At 45.5% G+C, this 14,222-nt stretch carries 8 protein-coding genes; 5 read left to right on the top strand and 3 right to left on the bottom strand.

All coding sequences use genetic code 11. The annotated features are described in order from the left end of the window. Positions 1–56: 56 nt before the first annotated feature. On the top strand, positions 57–3,812 hold the full coding sequence (locus tag GVN20_RS09445) for a putative Ig domain-containing protein (protein WP_166558065.1): 3,756 nt from the start codon (positions 57–59) through the stop codon (positions 3,810–3,812). 77 nt (positions 3,813–3,889) lie between these two features. On the opposite strand, the gene GVN20_RS09440 is transcribed toward GVN20_RS09445, so the two are convergent. The 3 genes from GVN20_RS09440 to GVN20_RS09430 all read right to left on the bottom strand — a co-directional run bounded on the left by GVN20_RS09440 (position 3,890) and on the right by GVN20_RS09430 (position 7,524). After that, positions 3,890–5,236: a Gfo/Idh/MocA family protein gene (locus GVN20_RS09440; RefSeq protein ID WP_166558064.1), complete on the bottom strand. Its 1,347-nt coding sequence runs from the start codon at positions 5,234–5,236 to the stop codon at positions 3,890–3,892. An 86-nt stretch (positions 5,237–5,322) separates the two neighbouring features. Then, entirely contained in the window at positions 5,323–6,309 is a 987-nt protein-coding gene (locus GVN20_RS09435; protein WP_166558063.1) for a formylglycine-generating enzyme family protein, read from the bottom strand. Between the two features lie 99 nt (positions 6,310–6,408). Next, a complete protein-coding gene (locus GVN20_RS09430; RefSeq protein WP_166558062.1) occupies positions 6,409–7,524 on the bottom strand; it encodes an NAD(P)/FAD-dependent oxidoreductase in 1,116 nt (371 codons plus the stop codon). A 166-nt stretch (positions 7,525–7,690) separates the two neighbouring features. Between GVN20_RS09430 and GVN20_RS09425 the strand changes: the two genes are divergently transcribed. The 4 genes from GVN20_RS09425 (at position 7,691) to pheA (ending at position 14,082) form a co-directional block, all read left to right on the top strand. Further along, positions 7,691–8,881 (top strand): sorbosone dehydrogenase family protein, encoded by a 1,191-nt coding sequence (locus GVN20_RS09425; RefSeq protein ID WP_166558061.1) that lies wholly within the window; start codon positions 7,691–7,693, stop codon positions 8,879–8,881. A gap of 54 nt (positions 8,882–8,935) precedes the next feature. Continuing rightward, positions 8,936–12,382 carry a methylmalonyl-CoA mutase family protein gene (locus GVN20_RS09420; protein WP_166558060.1) on the top strand — a complete coding sequence of 1,149 codons (3,447 nt, stop codon included), beginning with the start codon at positions 8,936–8,938 and terminating at the stop codon, positions 12,380–12,382. Between the two features lie 160 nt (positions 12,383–12,542). Further along, entirely contained in the window at positions 12,543–12,917 is a 375-nt protein-coding gene (gene rbfA, locus GVN20_RS09415; protein WP_114460719.1) for a 30S ribosome-binding factor RbfA, read from the top strand. A 91-nt stretch (positions 12,918–13,008) separates the two neighbouring features. Further along, the gene (gene pheA, locus GVN20_RS09410) at positions 13,009–14,082 is read left to right on the top strand and encodes a prephenate dehydratase (protein ID WP_166558059.1); all 1,074 of its coding nucleotides are present in this window, start codon (positions 13,009–13,011) and stop codon (positions 14,080–14,082) included. Positions 14,083–14,222: the final 140 nt, after the last annotated feature.

Here is a 14,222-nt window from a genome sequence, read left to right as displayed (position 1 = left end):
TGCATGGTTTTTGTCCCTAAATGAGTCATTGCCCCATTACACTAAAAATATTTACAATGATTAAACGTTTAGCGCTCTTACTGTGTGCATTGGTGTGGGTTGTTACCTTGGGAGCCTATGCCGGACCTCGCCCAACTCATTCTCCTAATTATTCTCAACCTAACCCACTCTTTGCTGATGATGCCAATCAAAGGTATTTATGTATTGCTCTCCTAAACACAACTGAAGGAAGTCAGTTTGGCTTGGACGTGATTCGTGAAGCGGCTAAACTGGGTACAAATGCATCCATGGTCACAGTGCGCTGGGATGTAGTGTACAAGACAACCACAAGTGCGGCCAATTGGGAGCAGTACGATAACCAAATTAAATTAAGTAAAGAATTAGGGCTGAAAATATTTATCCGCATTCATTTGGCAAGATGCTGTAATCGGCACGTGGGGTATTGGTCTGATAGTGAGACTGCTAAAGATCAGAAGGGGAATCCTTTTCCAGAGATGTTCAGCATGGCTCATGAGCCTTCCGTACAAAAAGCCTTAAGTTTTGTCAAAGAAGTTTCTGAGCGCTACGCTTATCTACAAAGAGAAGGAAACATTATTTGCGTGGCGGCTACTACCACCCCTACCCAAGAGGCAGGGTATCATTATGAAGGTAATACAAGTGCGGGAGGCTTTGGCGGAACTTCCTACCTGTCGATGTTTGACTACGCTCCTAGCATGATAACAGGATACCGTGAATGGCTCAAACAGAAATACAAAGATATAAAGACCATCAACGCTACTTGGCGTTCAGATTACATTAGTATAAATGATATTCAGCCAGTTACGACCGATTATCCTCACGCCGAAAACATACGATGGAGTGATTGGTATGTGTACCGGCATACTGTTTTGAAAAACTTTTTGGATGGCGTGAGCAGAACGGTCAAAAGTGTTGATAATTCTTATAAGGTTGTCAACGATTTTGGCTCGGTTCACGATGGGCTGAGTATGCGTAGAGGTACTTTAGCATTTAAGGACTTGGCCCGCTCTACCGACGGAACCAAGATAAATGACTCTCAGTATTATTCCCATTATTTCAGTGCCGATGTATTGAGAAGCAATATGGGCGAAGGAAAATGGATTATGAATGAGGCATTTCATGAGCCAAATCTGTCTACTTACGGTTTGCAAGTGATGCTTAATCAGCACTTTGAACGGGGGTGTAAGTTGGTAAACATTGTGGCGTCCAACCTTGACGATGTCAATTTTTATTCACAAGGAATAAAATCTTTTGTGGCCAATTGGTTAAATAAACCCCTGACCAAAATTGTTCCAGCTCAACAGATGGTCGTAAAACTTTCGGAATTGGTCAGAACAGGCGGCTATTTTCATCCTGGGTACAATAGCCGTTGGGATGAGAAAAAAGCAAGTGGCCCCGTAGATGTAAAATTGATTGAAGACCTTTTGGGTGAGCCTGAAAACAATCAGCCGCCAATCGTCAAGAAAACATTACAGAATTATAACCTCGTCTCTGGTTTTGACGCCTCTTACGTTATTCCTCAGGATGCATTCCAAGACCCCGACGGAACCATTGAGTTTTACGAAGTAAGCGGTTTGCCTACGGGCTTGTACTTAGATAAGTTTACGATTAAAGGAAATACGACGGTGTTGGGTACGTTTGAGGTGAAAGTCAAAGCAACGGATATGTACGATGCCTCCACGACCACAACGTTCAAATTAACGGTGATGCCCCAAAAGACTACCCGCCTTGATTTGTACAAAGCGGGGGACTTTAAAACGCGTAGCTTGATTCGTACGCTCAAAAACAATGATACCCTCAATGTGAGTGAGTACAATTTTCCAATCAACTTTTTTGCGGTACCAGATGCCTCTGCAAGAGCAGTAGTGATGAAACTGTCGGGAGCAATCAACAAAACGCAAACCGAAACGACGGCACCTTATGGATTGTACGGTGATAATGACGGTACTACATTAAAAGTGGGTAATTATGAAATGGTATTGGAAGCGTATAATTCTACCATCATAGCAGGGGCGACGGGAATTGGGAAAGTAAGCTTTAATCTGGTTGTAATTGACAAACGCATCAATAGGGCTCCAATCGTAGTGACGCCGCTTGGAGAGCAACTCGCAACGGTTGGCAAAGAATTTAGTTACACCATTCCAACAACGGCATTTGAGGATAAAGATGGAAAAATAGCCCGTATTGAAATCAAAGGTTTGCCAAGCGGATTGAAAGCCGACGGTTGGAAAATAAGCGGTACGCCTACGTTGGCCGCCAACTCGACCATCACGGTTGAAGTTTTTGACAATGAAAACGCTTCTGTTAAAGTCCAGTTTGTGTTAAAAATCACCGTAGAGAATCAAAAACCAACTGTAACAACGACCATCCCCGACCAAGCGGCGGTACTGCAACAATTGTATGAATACACCCTTCCTACTGGCTTATTTAAGGATGCAGATGGGACGATTGTGAGTATCACAGCCAAAAACACCCCAAATGGCGTGACCCTTAATGCTGGAAAACTCACTGGAAAACCAACGACTGCTGGCGTATTCCAGATAGTGTTACGGGGAACTGACAACAGGGCGAGTTGGGTAGAAACTAGTTTTCGACTGACCGTTAAAGAGACCTCAGATAACTTACCGCCAATTGTAGCGGAGGTTATTCCCAAGCAATCGACGGTGATTGGACAGAATTTTAGCTTTGCGATTCCCACCACGGCTTTTAAAGATCCTGAAGGTGGTGCCATAACCGTAGAAGCACTAAATTTACCCGCCGGTTTGAGTAATAATAAAGGGGTTATTTTCGGAATTCCAACAGTAGGAGGAGAGTATAAAGTAACAGCGCGGGGGTATGACCCTCAGGGAGCGTTTGTGGATACCACATTTTTGCTCACAATTCGTTTGGCTAATGGCAATATCCCGCCAACGGTTGTAGCCGCTATTGAAGACCAAACCATCAAACTCGGCGAACCCTATACATTTACCGTTCCAGTGAGTACTTTCTACGAACCCGACGGATTTCTGTCAGGAATTGTGGTGAGGGGATTGCCCGCGGGACTTACTTATGTGGGAGGTAAAATAAGCGGCACTCCGACCGTAGCGGGTTCATTTACCATCATGGTGCGGGCCATCGACAGTCAGGGAGCGGCAGTTGAAGCTTATTTTAACTTAAAAGTAATCGATGCCTCACCGCCTACAGTAGTATTTAGTCTGTTCAAAGCAGGTGGTTCATCCTCACGGCGATTTGTCCAAACACTCCGTGATAAAGACCAAATGGCGCTAAGTCAGATTCCGTCTTTTATCAATATTTTTGCGGAGGCCAATGTTCCCATCGACCGGATACAATTTGCAATGACTGGTCCGATGGAGGTTACGTTTACCGATGTTACGTCTCCTTATGGTCTGTTTGATGACAATGGAGGTTTTGGCTCGATTGGCGGAACTTACACCTTGTCGGCCAAAGCACTCAAAAGCGGTCAGGTGGTCGCCGAATCTAAAATTCAGTTTGAAATAACCAATGGCGGCGGCGGTGGTAGTTTTGGGGGAGAAGAAGTTCTGTGGGCACCTTACCCGAATCCTTTCAAAGATTCATTTAAAATGACATTACCGCTTGACTATGAGCCAGCTACGACCTCGTTTTCGTTGCTCAACCTTTCGGGACAAAAAATCCCGCTCAATGATGTACTTTGGGAAGGTCAACGGGCTACCATTGGTATCAATTCTGGGGGATTAAATAGAGGCTTGTATCTGCTTCAAGTGCATCATCCAGAATATCCCAACAGAATACTAAAAGTGTTGAAAGGAGAATAATTTAAGCGTAACTACCATAAAAAAACAGTTCATAGTCAAACTATGAACTGTTTTTTTATACCTAAAAAATTAAAAAACTAAACAACAATGCTCTTGCCTGGTACAGCCACAGGATAGAAACCATCAGGTCCTGGAAGCAACTTAGGAAGGGCATCCCAAGCTAATTTTTCGGGGAATAAGCTGATGTTTGAATTCAGTGCATCTTCCCACTTAACCAATTTGCCCGAATACGTCGCCATACGGCCCATGATGGAAGTTAGAGTACTTTTGGCACCGTTTTCGGCATCGGCAAATTTGTATTCGCCTTTGGCAATGGCCGCAAACAGTTCGTCGTGCTCTACTTGGTAAGGGTTACGGTCTCCTTTTCCTTCGTGTCCGTAAATCACCTTATTGCCTTTGTAAGATTTAAGGACGGTGTTGTTGCCGTTAAAGCTGTCGATACGGCCTTTAGTTCCTAAAAACTGCTCGTCTACTTTGCTGTACGTTCCTTCATAGTGACGGCACTGGCTATTGATAAGCGTTCCGTCGGCGTAGGTAAAGTCAACAATGTGGTGGTCAAAAATTTCGCCAAACTCTTTGCCCGCACGAATCTGACGTCCACCTGTCCCCTGAGCCGATACGGGATAACCCTGCTTTGCCCAGTTGGCTACGTCGATGTTGTGTACGTGTTGCTCAGTGATATGGTCACCGCACAACCAGTTGAAATAGTACCAGTTACGCATTTGATACTCCATCTCAGTTTGGCCAGCTTTGCGGGGGTGATTCCATACACCTCCCGACACCCAATACACGCTACCACCCACGATGTCACCGATTTTGCCGTCATGGATACGGTTCATGGCTTCGCGATAATTGCGTTGATAATGGCGTTGCAGACCCACTACAACGTTGAGTTTTTTACGTTTGGCTTCTTCGGCGGCGGCAAGTACTTTCCGGATTCCGGGGCCATCAGTTGCCACGGGTTTCTCCATAAAAATGTGCTTGTTTTGTCTTACCGCTTCTTCAAAGTGCATTGGACGAAAACCCGGAGGCGTTGCCAAAATCACTACATCTGCCAGAGCGATAGCTTGCTTATAAGCGTCAAAACCTACGAATTTGCGATCTTGAGGAACATCAACTTTTGATTTTACATCAATTTCAGCACCTGCGGCGTCTTTGTATTTACGTTTGGTGAGAGCGTTGTAGGCATCATCCAACCGGTCAGAGAAGGCATCGGCCATCGCAACCAATTTTACGTTTTGAGTTGTACTCAAGGCTTGCGCGGCCGCTCCCGACCCACGACCACCGCAGCCAATAAGCGCGATTTTGATGGTGTCGTCGGCAGAGTTATGGTAGCCATACGATGAAAAAGGCAAACTGCTTAATAACGCTCCCCCCGTAAAAAGGCTGGAGGTCTTAAGAAACTCTCTTCTATTAGTTTCCATTAGAATGTAGGTTTTAGATTATGGATTTTGAACTGTGGATTACTATTAATTGATAGATTCAGGAATGTATAATTGAAAACGGACGATTAATAATCTTCAATCAACGGAGGATTATAGTATGCCGCAATTTCTTCTTTGGAGGGCGTTTTTAGGGGTCTTACAATTCGGAAACCTACAAAAGAGGCGCTCGTCATCCACCACTCACTTTTTGGGCTTTGTGGGTCAATGATTTTCCAGTCGGGAGAGGAGGGGATTCGGTTGGCACTTCGGCATACGCTAGCGTCGTCGTCCCATGAACCACCGCGTACCGAGGTTGGATACAACTCCGTTACTTTTGCAAACGCTTCTTTTACTTCTCCTTTTGATTTTTTGGTGTAATAATCCTTGAAATATTGGTCTAGTGTCCATTCCATGACGTTCCCGTGCATGTCATGAAGGCCCCAAGGGTTTGGTTTTTTGGTGCCGATTTTTTTGTAACCATTATTGCTGTTGCCTTTAAACCAGCCGTATTCGTCCAACAATTTCGGGTCGTCGCCAAATGAATAGGCCGTATTTGTACCCGCTCGGCAGGCGTACTCCCACTCGGCTTCGGTAGGCAAGCGATAAAACACCCCCGTTTTTTCATACAACCACTTACAAAAATAGATAGCGGCGTATTGGGTCATGTTGATGGCTGGATAGCCCGAACGCCCCATTCCAAACGACATATCTACATAAGCCGCGCTGGGGCGGGTACTTCCGTCGGTCTTGGCAAGGCTGTTTTCGGGGTCTGGGTGGCGCTTGGCCATTTCAATTTCAATGTTTTTGGTGGTAAACAAATCGTACAAATCCCACTGAATTTCGTACTTACCCATCCAAAAAGGCTCAATCTTTACGGTGTGTTGCGGGCCTTCGTCTTCTTTGCGTCCTTTTTCTTTGGCAGGACTACCCATGGTAAATTCGCCACCTTTGATGGCGACCAGATCGTACGTAACGTTGCTTCCAGAGATTTTCTGGGTGTAATTTTCAAGCTTTTCCTGGGCTAACAGAGGAACACTAAATAACGTAAACCAACTTAAGTGCTTTAGAAACATTCTTATACGCTTTTGTGATTAAAGAATAATAAATCACAAATTTACCTCATTTAAGGAATAGAATTCAAATTATATATGAAATTGCCTTCTGTTTATTCTTTACTCAATGGGTTTACCGTGGGTATTTTTAATGACAAATCGTAAAAGGGGCTTGCCCAACCCAAAAAAAGACAGAGCAACCTCTGATAGCCACGCGTCACCAAAAAGCCTTTGAACGTTTCGTCCCACCCATAATCGTGCCGCAAATTCCCGCTTCCACGCCTTTTTGTATTGTTTTTCCAGTGCTATACGGGTGAGGTTACCATTGAGAAATTGAGCCGTCAACGCTGCCGCGATTTTGCCGCCGTGGATGGCCATGGCCATGCCATTTCCACAGAGTGGCGTGATGAGCCCCGCGGCATCTCCTACCATCAAAATGTGGTTTTCGACTATGTGTTTGGGTTCAAACGAAAATTCATTGATGACTTCTGGGCGTTCGAAGATAAATTCAGATTCGGTGAACAGGCGCTTTAAATGAGGATTTTTCCATAAAACTTCGCGCTCCATGTCGACGATAGTGCCGTGTTTACGAATATTGTTGCGCGTGGTGAGGTAGCAAAGGCAATAGCGGTCTTCTTCAATGGCCGAAATGCCACAATAGCCATCTTGAAAATTATGCAGTGCAATCAAATCTTGGGGAAATTTGGTGCGGATGTGATATTTTACTCCTATATAAGGCGATTTTTTATGGGTAAAGTCACGATCAAGCGCCTTGTCCATGCGGGAATTTTTGCCAAAACTGCCGAGCACAATTCGGGCCGATAAATGAAGATGATTGACGGTCGTGGCCTTACATTCGTCGTTGGTACATTCTACATTATCGACGGTTTCTCCCAAGACAAATTCCACCCCCTTTTTCTTTGCTAATTCAAACAATGCAAAGTCAAGTGCGTAGCGACTGATGCCGAAACCTCCCATATCTAAATCCGTTTCTAATACCCGGCCCGATGGCGAGGTAAATTGAAAGCGCTGAATTTCTTTTATGCCCAATTCGTTGAGTTTTAACCCTAATTTTTCCAAATAAGGTCGGACTTCGTTGGATACGTATTCGCCGCAAACTCGGTGAAAGGGGTACGTTTTTCGTTCGACTACCACCACCATAAAGCCCCGTTGTGCTAACTCAATGCTACTCACCAGCCCTGCTAGTCCACCGCCAATAATGAGTACATCGGTCATAGTTCAATCAATTTAGTCATTCAAGTTGAACAAAGTAGGTAATTGTCAGTTTGGAAATGTGAATATGCCCAAATTTTTCGTTTTACTATCGCCCACCTTTCTTAAACATAGGTTTATGCTATTTTATTGCTTCAAATAAATCCCCACACTAAACAGACTAACAAAGATGAAATTGAACCGCACAGTAACGCTATTCGCAATGGGTTTTGGGTTGCTGGCTTTAGGATTTTCGTGCAACGAAAAAAGCCCTGAAACCATCCTGACCGACGAGGACTCGGAGGTAGTGCCTACCCTAACAAATGCATTTCCTGCCCTTACGTTCAGTAGCCCCGTTGAACTCGTACACGCTGGTGATGGAAGCAACCGGTTGTTTGTGGTAGAACAACGAGGGGTGGTAAAAGTTTTTAAAAATGAAGCCAGTGCCGCACAAACGGAAATATTTCTGGACATCAGTGGGCGCGTAACTTCGGGCGGCGAAACTGGATTGCTGGGCCTTGCTTTTCATCCCGATTTCAAGAACAACGGACAATTGTTTGTGAATTATACCCGACGGGAAAATGGTCAGCTGCAATCGGTGATTGCCCGTTTTCAATCCAATAAAACAACCGCCGATGCCAACAGCGAAGAAATTTTGTTGACCTATAATCAGCCCTATTCCAATCACAACGGTGGGTCTGTGTTGTTTGGAAAAGATGGATTTCTGTACATTGCCACGGGCGACGGCGGTTCGGGTGGTGACCCCCAAAACTACGCCCAAAATTTGGGATCTTTGCTCGGAAAGATGTTAAGAATTGACGTTAATACGAAAGAAAATGGCTTAAATTATGCCATCCCCGCCGATAATCCTTTCAAAAATACGGCCAATGCTCGCCCTGAAATTTATGCCTACGGATTGCGTAACCCTTGGAAAGTGACCGCCGACCGTGAAAATGGACGTTTTTGGATTGCGGATGTAGGCCAAAATGCTAGAGAAGAAATTGATATTTTGGAGCGGGGTGGAAATTATGGGTGGCGTATTGCCGAAGGTAAAGAATGTTATAGCCCTGCCGCCAACTGCAACCGTACGGGATTGGTAGAGCCTATCTTTGACTACGGAACCTCTGAAGGGAGGTCCATTACGGGTGGGTACGTGTATCGCGGAGCGAAATTGGTAGATTTAAAAGGCCAATACATCTACGGCGATTTCGTGAGCGGCAAGATTTGGGCTTTACAATACAACGAAACTTCGCGGCAGGCATCCAACAAATTGATTACTCAATTGACGGGCTCATTGTCTTCTTTTGGGGAGGATGAAGCGGGAGAATTGTATTTGCTGAACTATCAAACAGGAAAGATTCAGCAACTGACAAACCGTTGATTTTGGTTGCCAATACTTTCAGTATCTTAGCCGCAAGATTTATTGCGAAAGGACATGGAAAGTAACCTAACAACACCTTACCAACCCAAAAATCACGTCAGAATTGTGACGGCTGCTAGTCTTTTTGACGGTCACGATGCTGCCATCAACATCATGCGCCGTATCATGCAGGCGTCGGGGGTGGAAGTGATTCATCTTGGACACAATCGCTCGGTGCAAGAAATTGTGGATTGTGCCATTCAGGAAGACGTGCAGGGAATTGCGATTACCAGCTATCAGGGCGGTCACGTCGAGTATTTTAAATACATGTACGACTTGCTCCACGCGCAAAATGCGGGACACATAAAAATATTTGGCGGTGGTGGTGGAACCATCCTTCCCGCCGAAATTGAGGAGCTTCATGCCTACGGAATTGCGAGGCTGTATTCTCCCGACGACGGGCGAGCAATGGGTTTGCAGGGAATGATTAATGACTTGATTAGGCAGTGCGATTTTGCGTTGGACCATGAAATAGATTTTCCTGACGAACAGGAGAATGAGTGGACTCTGACTCAGTCTCAAACAAATGTGCAGGCTATTGCCCGACGAATCTCTATTGCCGAAAATGCCCCCAGCGTTTATGCAAAGTTAAGCGTTGGGCGTGTTGCCGACCGCTTGTTTCAACCCCTTGTTGTAGGCATTACTGGTACGGGTGGGGCGGGAAAATCTTCATTGGTGGATGAATTGGTGCGGCGGTTTTTGATGGATTTTGACCATAAAACGCTGGCAATCATCTCGGTAGATCCTTCCAAACGAAAAACGGGCGGTGCGCTTTTGGGCGACCGCATCCGAATGAATGCGCTGCATCCTGAACTTGCGCACGGGCGGGTTTATATGCGCTCCTTGGCCACGCGGCAGTCCAATTTGGCCTTAAGCAAATACGTGCAAGACGCCATTGATGTGTGTAAAGAAGCGGATTTTGACCTGATTATTGTTGAAACCTCGGGCATTGGCCAATCGGATACGGAGATTACGGAGCATTCTGATGTGTCGCTTTACGTCATGACGGCGGAATACGGCGCAGCGACCCAGCTCGAAAAAATTGATATGCTCGATTTTGCCGACGTGATTGCCATCAATAAATTCGACAAACGAGGGTCGTTGGATGCCCTTCGCGACGTACGAAAACAATACCGCCGCAATCATAACCTCTGGGATACCCCCGACGATGCCCTGCCGATTTTTGGCACGATGGCTAGCCAGTTCAACGATGCGGGCATGAATGCTCTGTACGGAAAGTTGATGGAATTGTTGGCCCAAAAGGATAAACGGAAGGCTGAAAATGGTGAAGGCAGCACATCCAGCTGGGTAAATGGTAAATTGTTTGCTCACTGGAAGGGGCAGGTTCAGTACTCTAAAACATCCGCTGCCAAAGGTATTATTCTACCCGATCGGGTACGGTATTTGGCCGAAATTGTAGAAAGCGCCCGCGCTTATGACCAATTTGTGAATGAACAGACAACCATTGCCCGACAATTATACCAACTTGACGGCACGATAAAAACGCTGGCAAAAGGGAATAATGCAGGGACGATTGAGGCGCTAAAAGCCGTTTATACTGAGCTTGAAGCCCGTTTGCATTACGATTCTAACCAATTACTCAAAAAATGGCCCGATACAATTCGAAAGTACCGCGCTGAGAAATATCAGTTTCAAGTCAGAGATAGAATTATTGAGCAAGACTTATGGACAGAAACCTTATCACACCTTAAAATTCCGAAAATCGCCCTCCCGAAATACAACGATTGGGGGGATATTTTGCGGTGGCAACTGACCGAAAATGTCCCAGGTGAATTTCCCTACACGGCTGGTGTCTTTCCGCTCAAGAGAGAAGGTGAAGACCCCACCCGAATGTTTGCGGGAGAAGGTGGCCCCGAGCGCACCAACCGTCGCTTTCATTATTTATCCAAAGCCATGCCAGCCAAGCGGCTGTCAACGGCTTTTGATTCGGTGACGCTCTACGGCGAAGACCCCGACTTGCGGCCTGATATTTACGGCAAAGTCGGTAATTCGGGCGTAAGCGTTTGTACCCTTGACGATGCCAAAAAACTATACAGTGGTTTTGACCTTTGCGACTCTTCCACGTCAGTATCGATGACCATCAACGGCCCTGCTCCGATTGTGTTGGGTTTCTTTCTCAATGCCGCCATCGACCAGCAATGTGAAAAGTACATTTTATCAGCGTGGAGTCGGGAGGAGCGAGAAACAAGAATATCAAAAATTAGAACTGAAATCGGGTACCAGGGCGAGATTCCAGAAGGCCACAATGGCCTGGGATTAATGCTTTTGGGAACAACAGGCGATCAATTGTTGGAGCCCGAACTGTATCAAAAAATCAAAGCCCAAACGCTTCGTCAGGTGCGTGGAACGGTGCAGGCGGATATTCTGAAAGAAGACCAAGCGCAGAATACGTGCATATTTTCGACCGAATTTGCGCTCAAACTCATGGGCGATATTCAGCAGTATTTTATTGAAAATCAGGTGCGTAATTTTTATTCGGTTTCCATTTCGGGCTACCACATTGCTGAGGCTGGGGCCAACCCCATTTCGCAATTAGCGTTTACGTTATCCAACGGCTTTACGTTTGTGGAATACTACCTCAGTCGCGGAATGCACATTGATGATTTTGCGCCCAACTTGTCCTTTTTCTTCTCCAACGGCATGGACCCCGAATACACCGTGTTGGGCAGAGTGGCGCGGCGGATTTGGGCAAAAGCCATGAAATTGAAGTACAAAGCCAACGAGCGCAGCCAAAAACTAAAGTACCATATCCAAACTTCTGGCCGAAGCTTGCACGCGCAAGAAATCGCTTTCAATGATATTCGGACCACGTTACAGGCGTTGTTGGCTATTTATGACAACTGCAACTCGTTGCATACCAACGCCTACGATGAAGCCATTACCACCCCCACCGAAGAAAGCGTGCGGCGCGCCGTGGCGATTCAGTTGATTATCAACCGTGAATTTGGATTGACCAAAAACGAAAATCCCTTGCAAGGCTCTTTCATTACTGAAGAACTGACCGATTTGGTGGAAGAGGCAGTCTACCAAGAGTTTTTGAGTATCAATGAGCGGGGTGGGGTTTTGGGCGCTATGGAGCGGATGTATCAGCGGAGCAAAATTCAGGAAGAGTCTATGTATTATGAAATGCAAAAGCATACGGGTGCATTGCCCATCATTGGAGTAAATACTTTTTTGGATGAGAAAGGCTCCCCCACGGTGCTTCCCGCCGAAGTGATTCGCTCAACCGACGATGAAAAACAATACGCGGTTTTGGCAAGAAAATCCTTTCAAGAACACAATAGTGAAAAGGCAACGGTTGCTTTGGGTCAATTGCAAGAAAGGGCGCTTCAAGGAGAAAATTTGTTTGAAAGCCTCATGGAAGCCACCAAAGTATGCACACTCGGGCAGATTTCGGGCGCGCTGTACAAAGTTGGCGGTCAGTATCGACGAAATATGTAACGGGTTTATTTTACTGGTAAACTTACGCCTGAGCCGACACCGAGGCGTCGTTAGATAAATAGAATTTCGTACCTTTGTGACCATCTCAAAAGATTGGCGGGAGAAGGAGAATTATGCAAGCGTATATTGTTAGCGGCCAATCGTAACCGGTAAATTGAATATGGAATCCAAAAGACAACAAAAAGTCGCTCGGCAAATACAGAAAGATTTGAGCGATATTTTTCAAAAAGAGGGTCGGACCTGGTTCGACAATGCGTTTATAACCGTCACCATCGTTAGAATGTCACCAGATTTGAGCGTGGCACGCGTTTATTTGAGCTTTTTAGCCGTAAAAAATAAAGGACTTATTTTAGAGCAAATACAAGAACGCAGCAAGCAGATACGTCAGCTATTGGGACAGCGGGTACGCCATCAGTTGCGTATTGTCCCCGAAGTCCATTTTTATTTGGACGATACGGCCGAATACGCCGCCAAAATGGACAACCTTTTTGCGGGGCTGACCATTCCACCGCCACCCAAAGAAGATGCTGATTAGTATTAAAATAAGTTTTGTGTAATTTTCTATTGATTTGGTGGGAATAAGCGCAACAAGTACGCCTATCCCCACCAATTTTGACTCCTAAACCATGACTTTAGAAGAAATACGCCACGAAATAGATTCGTTGGACGACCAACTGCTTACACTCCTGAACCGTCGTATGGAGTGGGTCCATAAAGTTGGCGAATTGAAACGGGCCACCAAAACGGTCATCTACCGTCCCGAACGCGAAAAAGCGATATTAGACCGGGTAAAAAAGCACAATACAGGCCCCCTTACCTCAGACGCAATTGAGGCCATTTACTTAGAAATATTTGCGGCCGCCCGAAACATTGAACTTCCCGAGCGCATTGCTTATTTGGGCCCTGAGGGCAGTTTTACGCACCAAGCCGCCGAAAGCCGTTTTGGGGCCATGAGTGAATACATGACCCTACCAACCATCAAGTCTGTGTTTGAAGCGGTAGATACTGGACGGGCAAAATTTGGCGTGATTCCGATTGAAAATAATCAAGAAGGCATTGTGTATGAGACCGTTGACTTACTCAACGAAACCAGTGTCAACATTGCGGCTGAGCTGAAAATTCCAGTTCATTTTGCGTTGGCAACGGAGTGCGAAAATCCCTCTAAAATAAAGCGTATTTACTCCAAAGACATTGCTTTTCGGCAATGTCGGGGATTCTTGAATAAATATTTTGAGCAAACCCAACCCGAAGAAATTCAGGTAGAGTCCACGTCTAAAGCAGCAAAATTAGCAGCCGAAGACCCCGAAAGTGCGGCTATTTGTTCGGTCATTGCCGCCCGTTTGTTCAGTCTACCCGTCTTATTTGATAACATTGAAGACAACGGTAACAACCGCACCCGGTTTTTTATTTTGGCCAAAGATTTTGTCAATCAGCCCAGCGAAAACGATAAAACCACCATCATTGCCCGTTTGCCCGATACCGACAAACCAGGGATATTGGCTGGTTTTTTGCAAGATTTCAAACGATTGAATATCAACCTTACCAAAATCGAAAGCCGTCCATACAAAGGCAGCGAAGATTTTAACTTCTGGTTTTTTATTGAGTTGGAGGGGTATTTTAAGGACGAAAATGTCCAGAAAGTATTCAAAAAACACCGCAATCACATCAAATGGTTGGGTAGCTACGTCAAGAATGCGTAGCTGCTTAATACGGTTGTAAAAGACATGTACTCAAAAGAAATTTTCTTCAAATGAGTTTAGAAAAAGGCAATAATTGATGGAGTAAAAGATATGTTAATTTTTGCTCGAATCAGTGAAGGGAGAAGGCAAAGAGGCGATGG

It is taken from the genome of Runella sp. CRIBMP (assembly GCF_009905605.1).
In the GTDB taxonomy this organism is placed as follows: domain Bacteria; phylum Bacteroidota; class Bacteroidia; order Cytophagales; family Spirosomataceae; genus Runella.
The sequence above is the reverse complement of the archived record's forward strand: the minus strand, read 5'-3'. Positions and strand labels throughout refer to the sequence as shown.

Excerpts from the sequence above, each read along its gene's own strand:
- pheA (WP_166558059.1), top strand. The coding sequence starts at position 13,009 with ATGACTTTAGAAGAAATACGCCACGAAATAGATTCGTTGGACGACCAA.
- GVN20_RS09440 (WP_166558064.1), bottom strand. The coding sequence starts at position 5,236 with ATGGAAACTAATAGAAGAGAGTTTCTTAAGACCTCCAGCCTTTTTACG.
- rbfA (WP_114460719.1), top strand. The coding sequence starts at position 12,543 with ATGGAATCCAAAAGACAACAAAAAGTCGCTCGGCAAATACAGAAAGAT.
- GVN20_RS09445 (WP_166558065.1), top strand. The coding sequence starts at position 57 with ATGATTAAACGTTTAGCGCTCTTACTGTGTGCATTGGTGTGGGTTGTT.
- GVN20_RS09430 (WP_166558062.1), bottom strand. The coding sequence starts at position 7,524 with ATGACCGATGTACTCATTATTGGCGGTGGACTAGCAGGGCTGGTGAGT.
- GVN20_RS09420 (WP_166558060.1), top strand. The coding sequence starts at position 8,936 with ATGGAAAGTAACCTAACAACACCTTACCAACCCAAAAATCACGTCAGA.
- GVN20_RS09435 (WP_166558063.1), bottom strand. The coding sequence starts at position 6,309 with ATGTTTCTAAAGCACTTAAGTTGGTTTACGTTATTTAGTGTTCCTCTG.
- GVN20_RS09425 (WP_166558061.1), top strand. The coding sequence starts at position 7,691 with ATGAAATTGAACCGCACAGTAACGCTATTCGCAATGGGTTTTGGGTTG.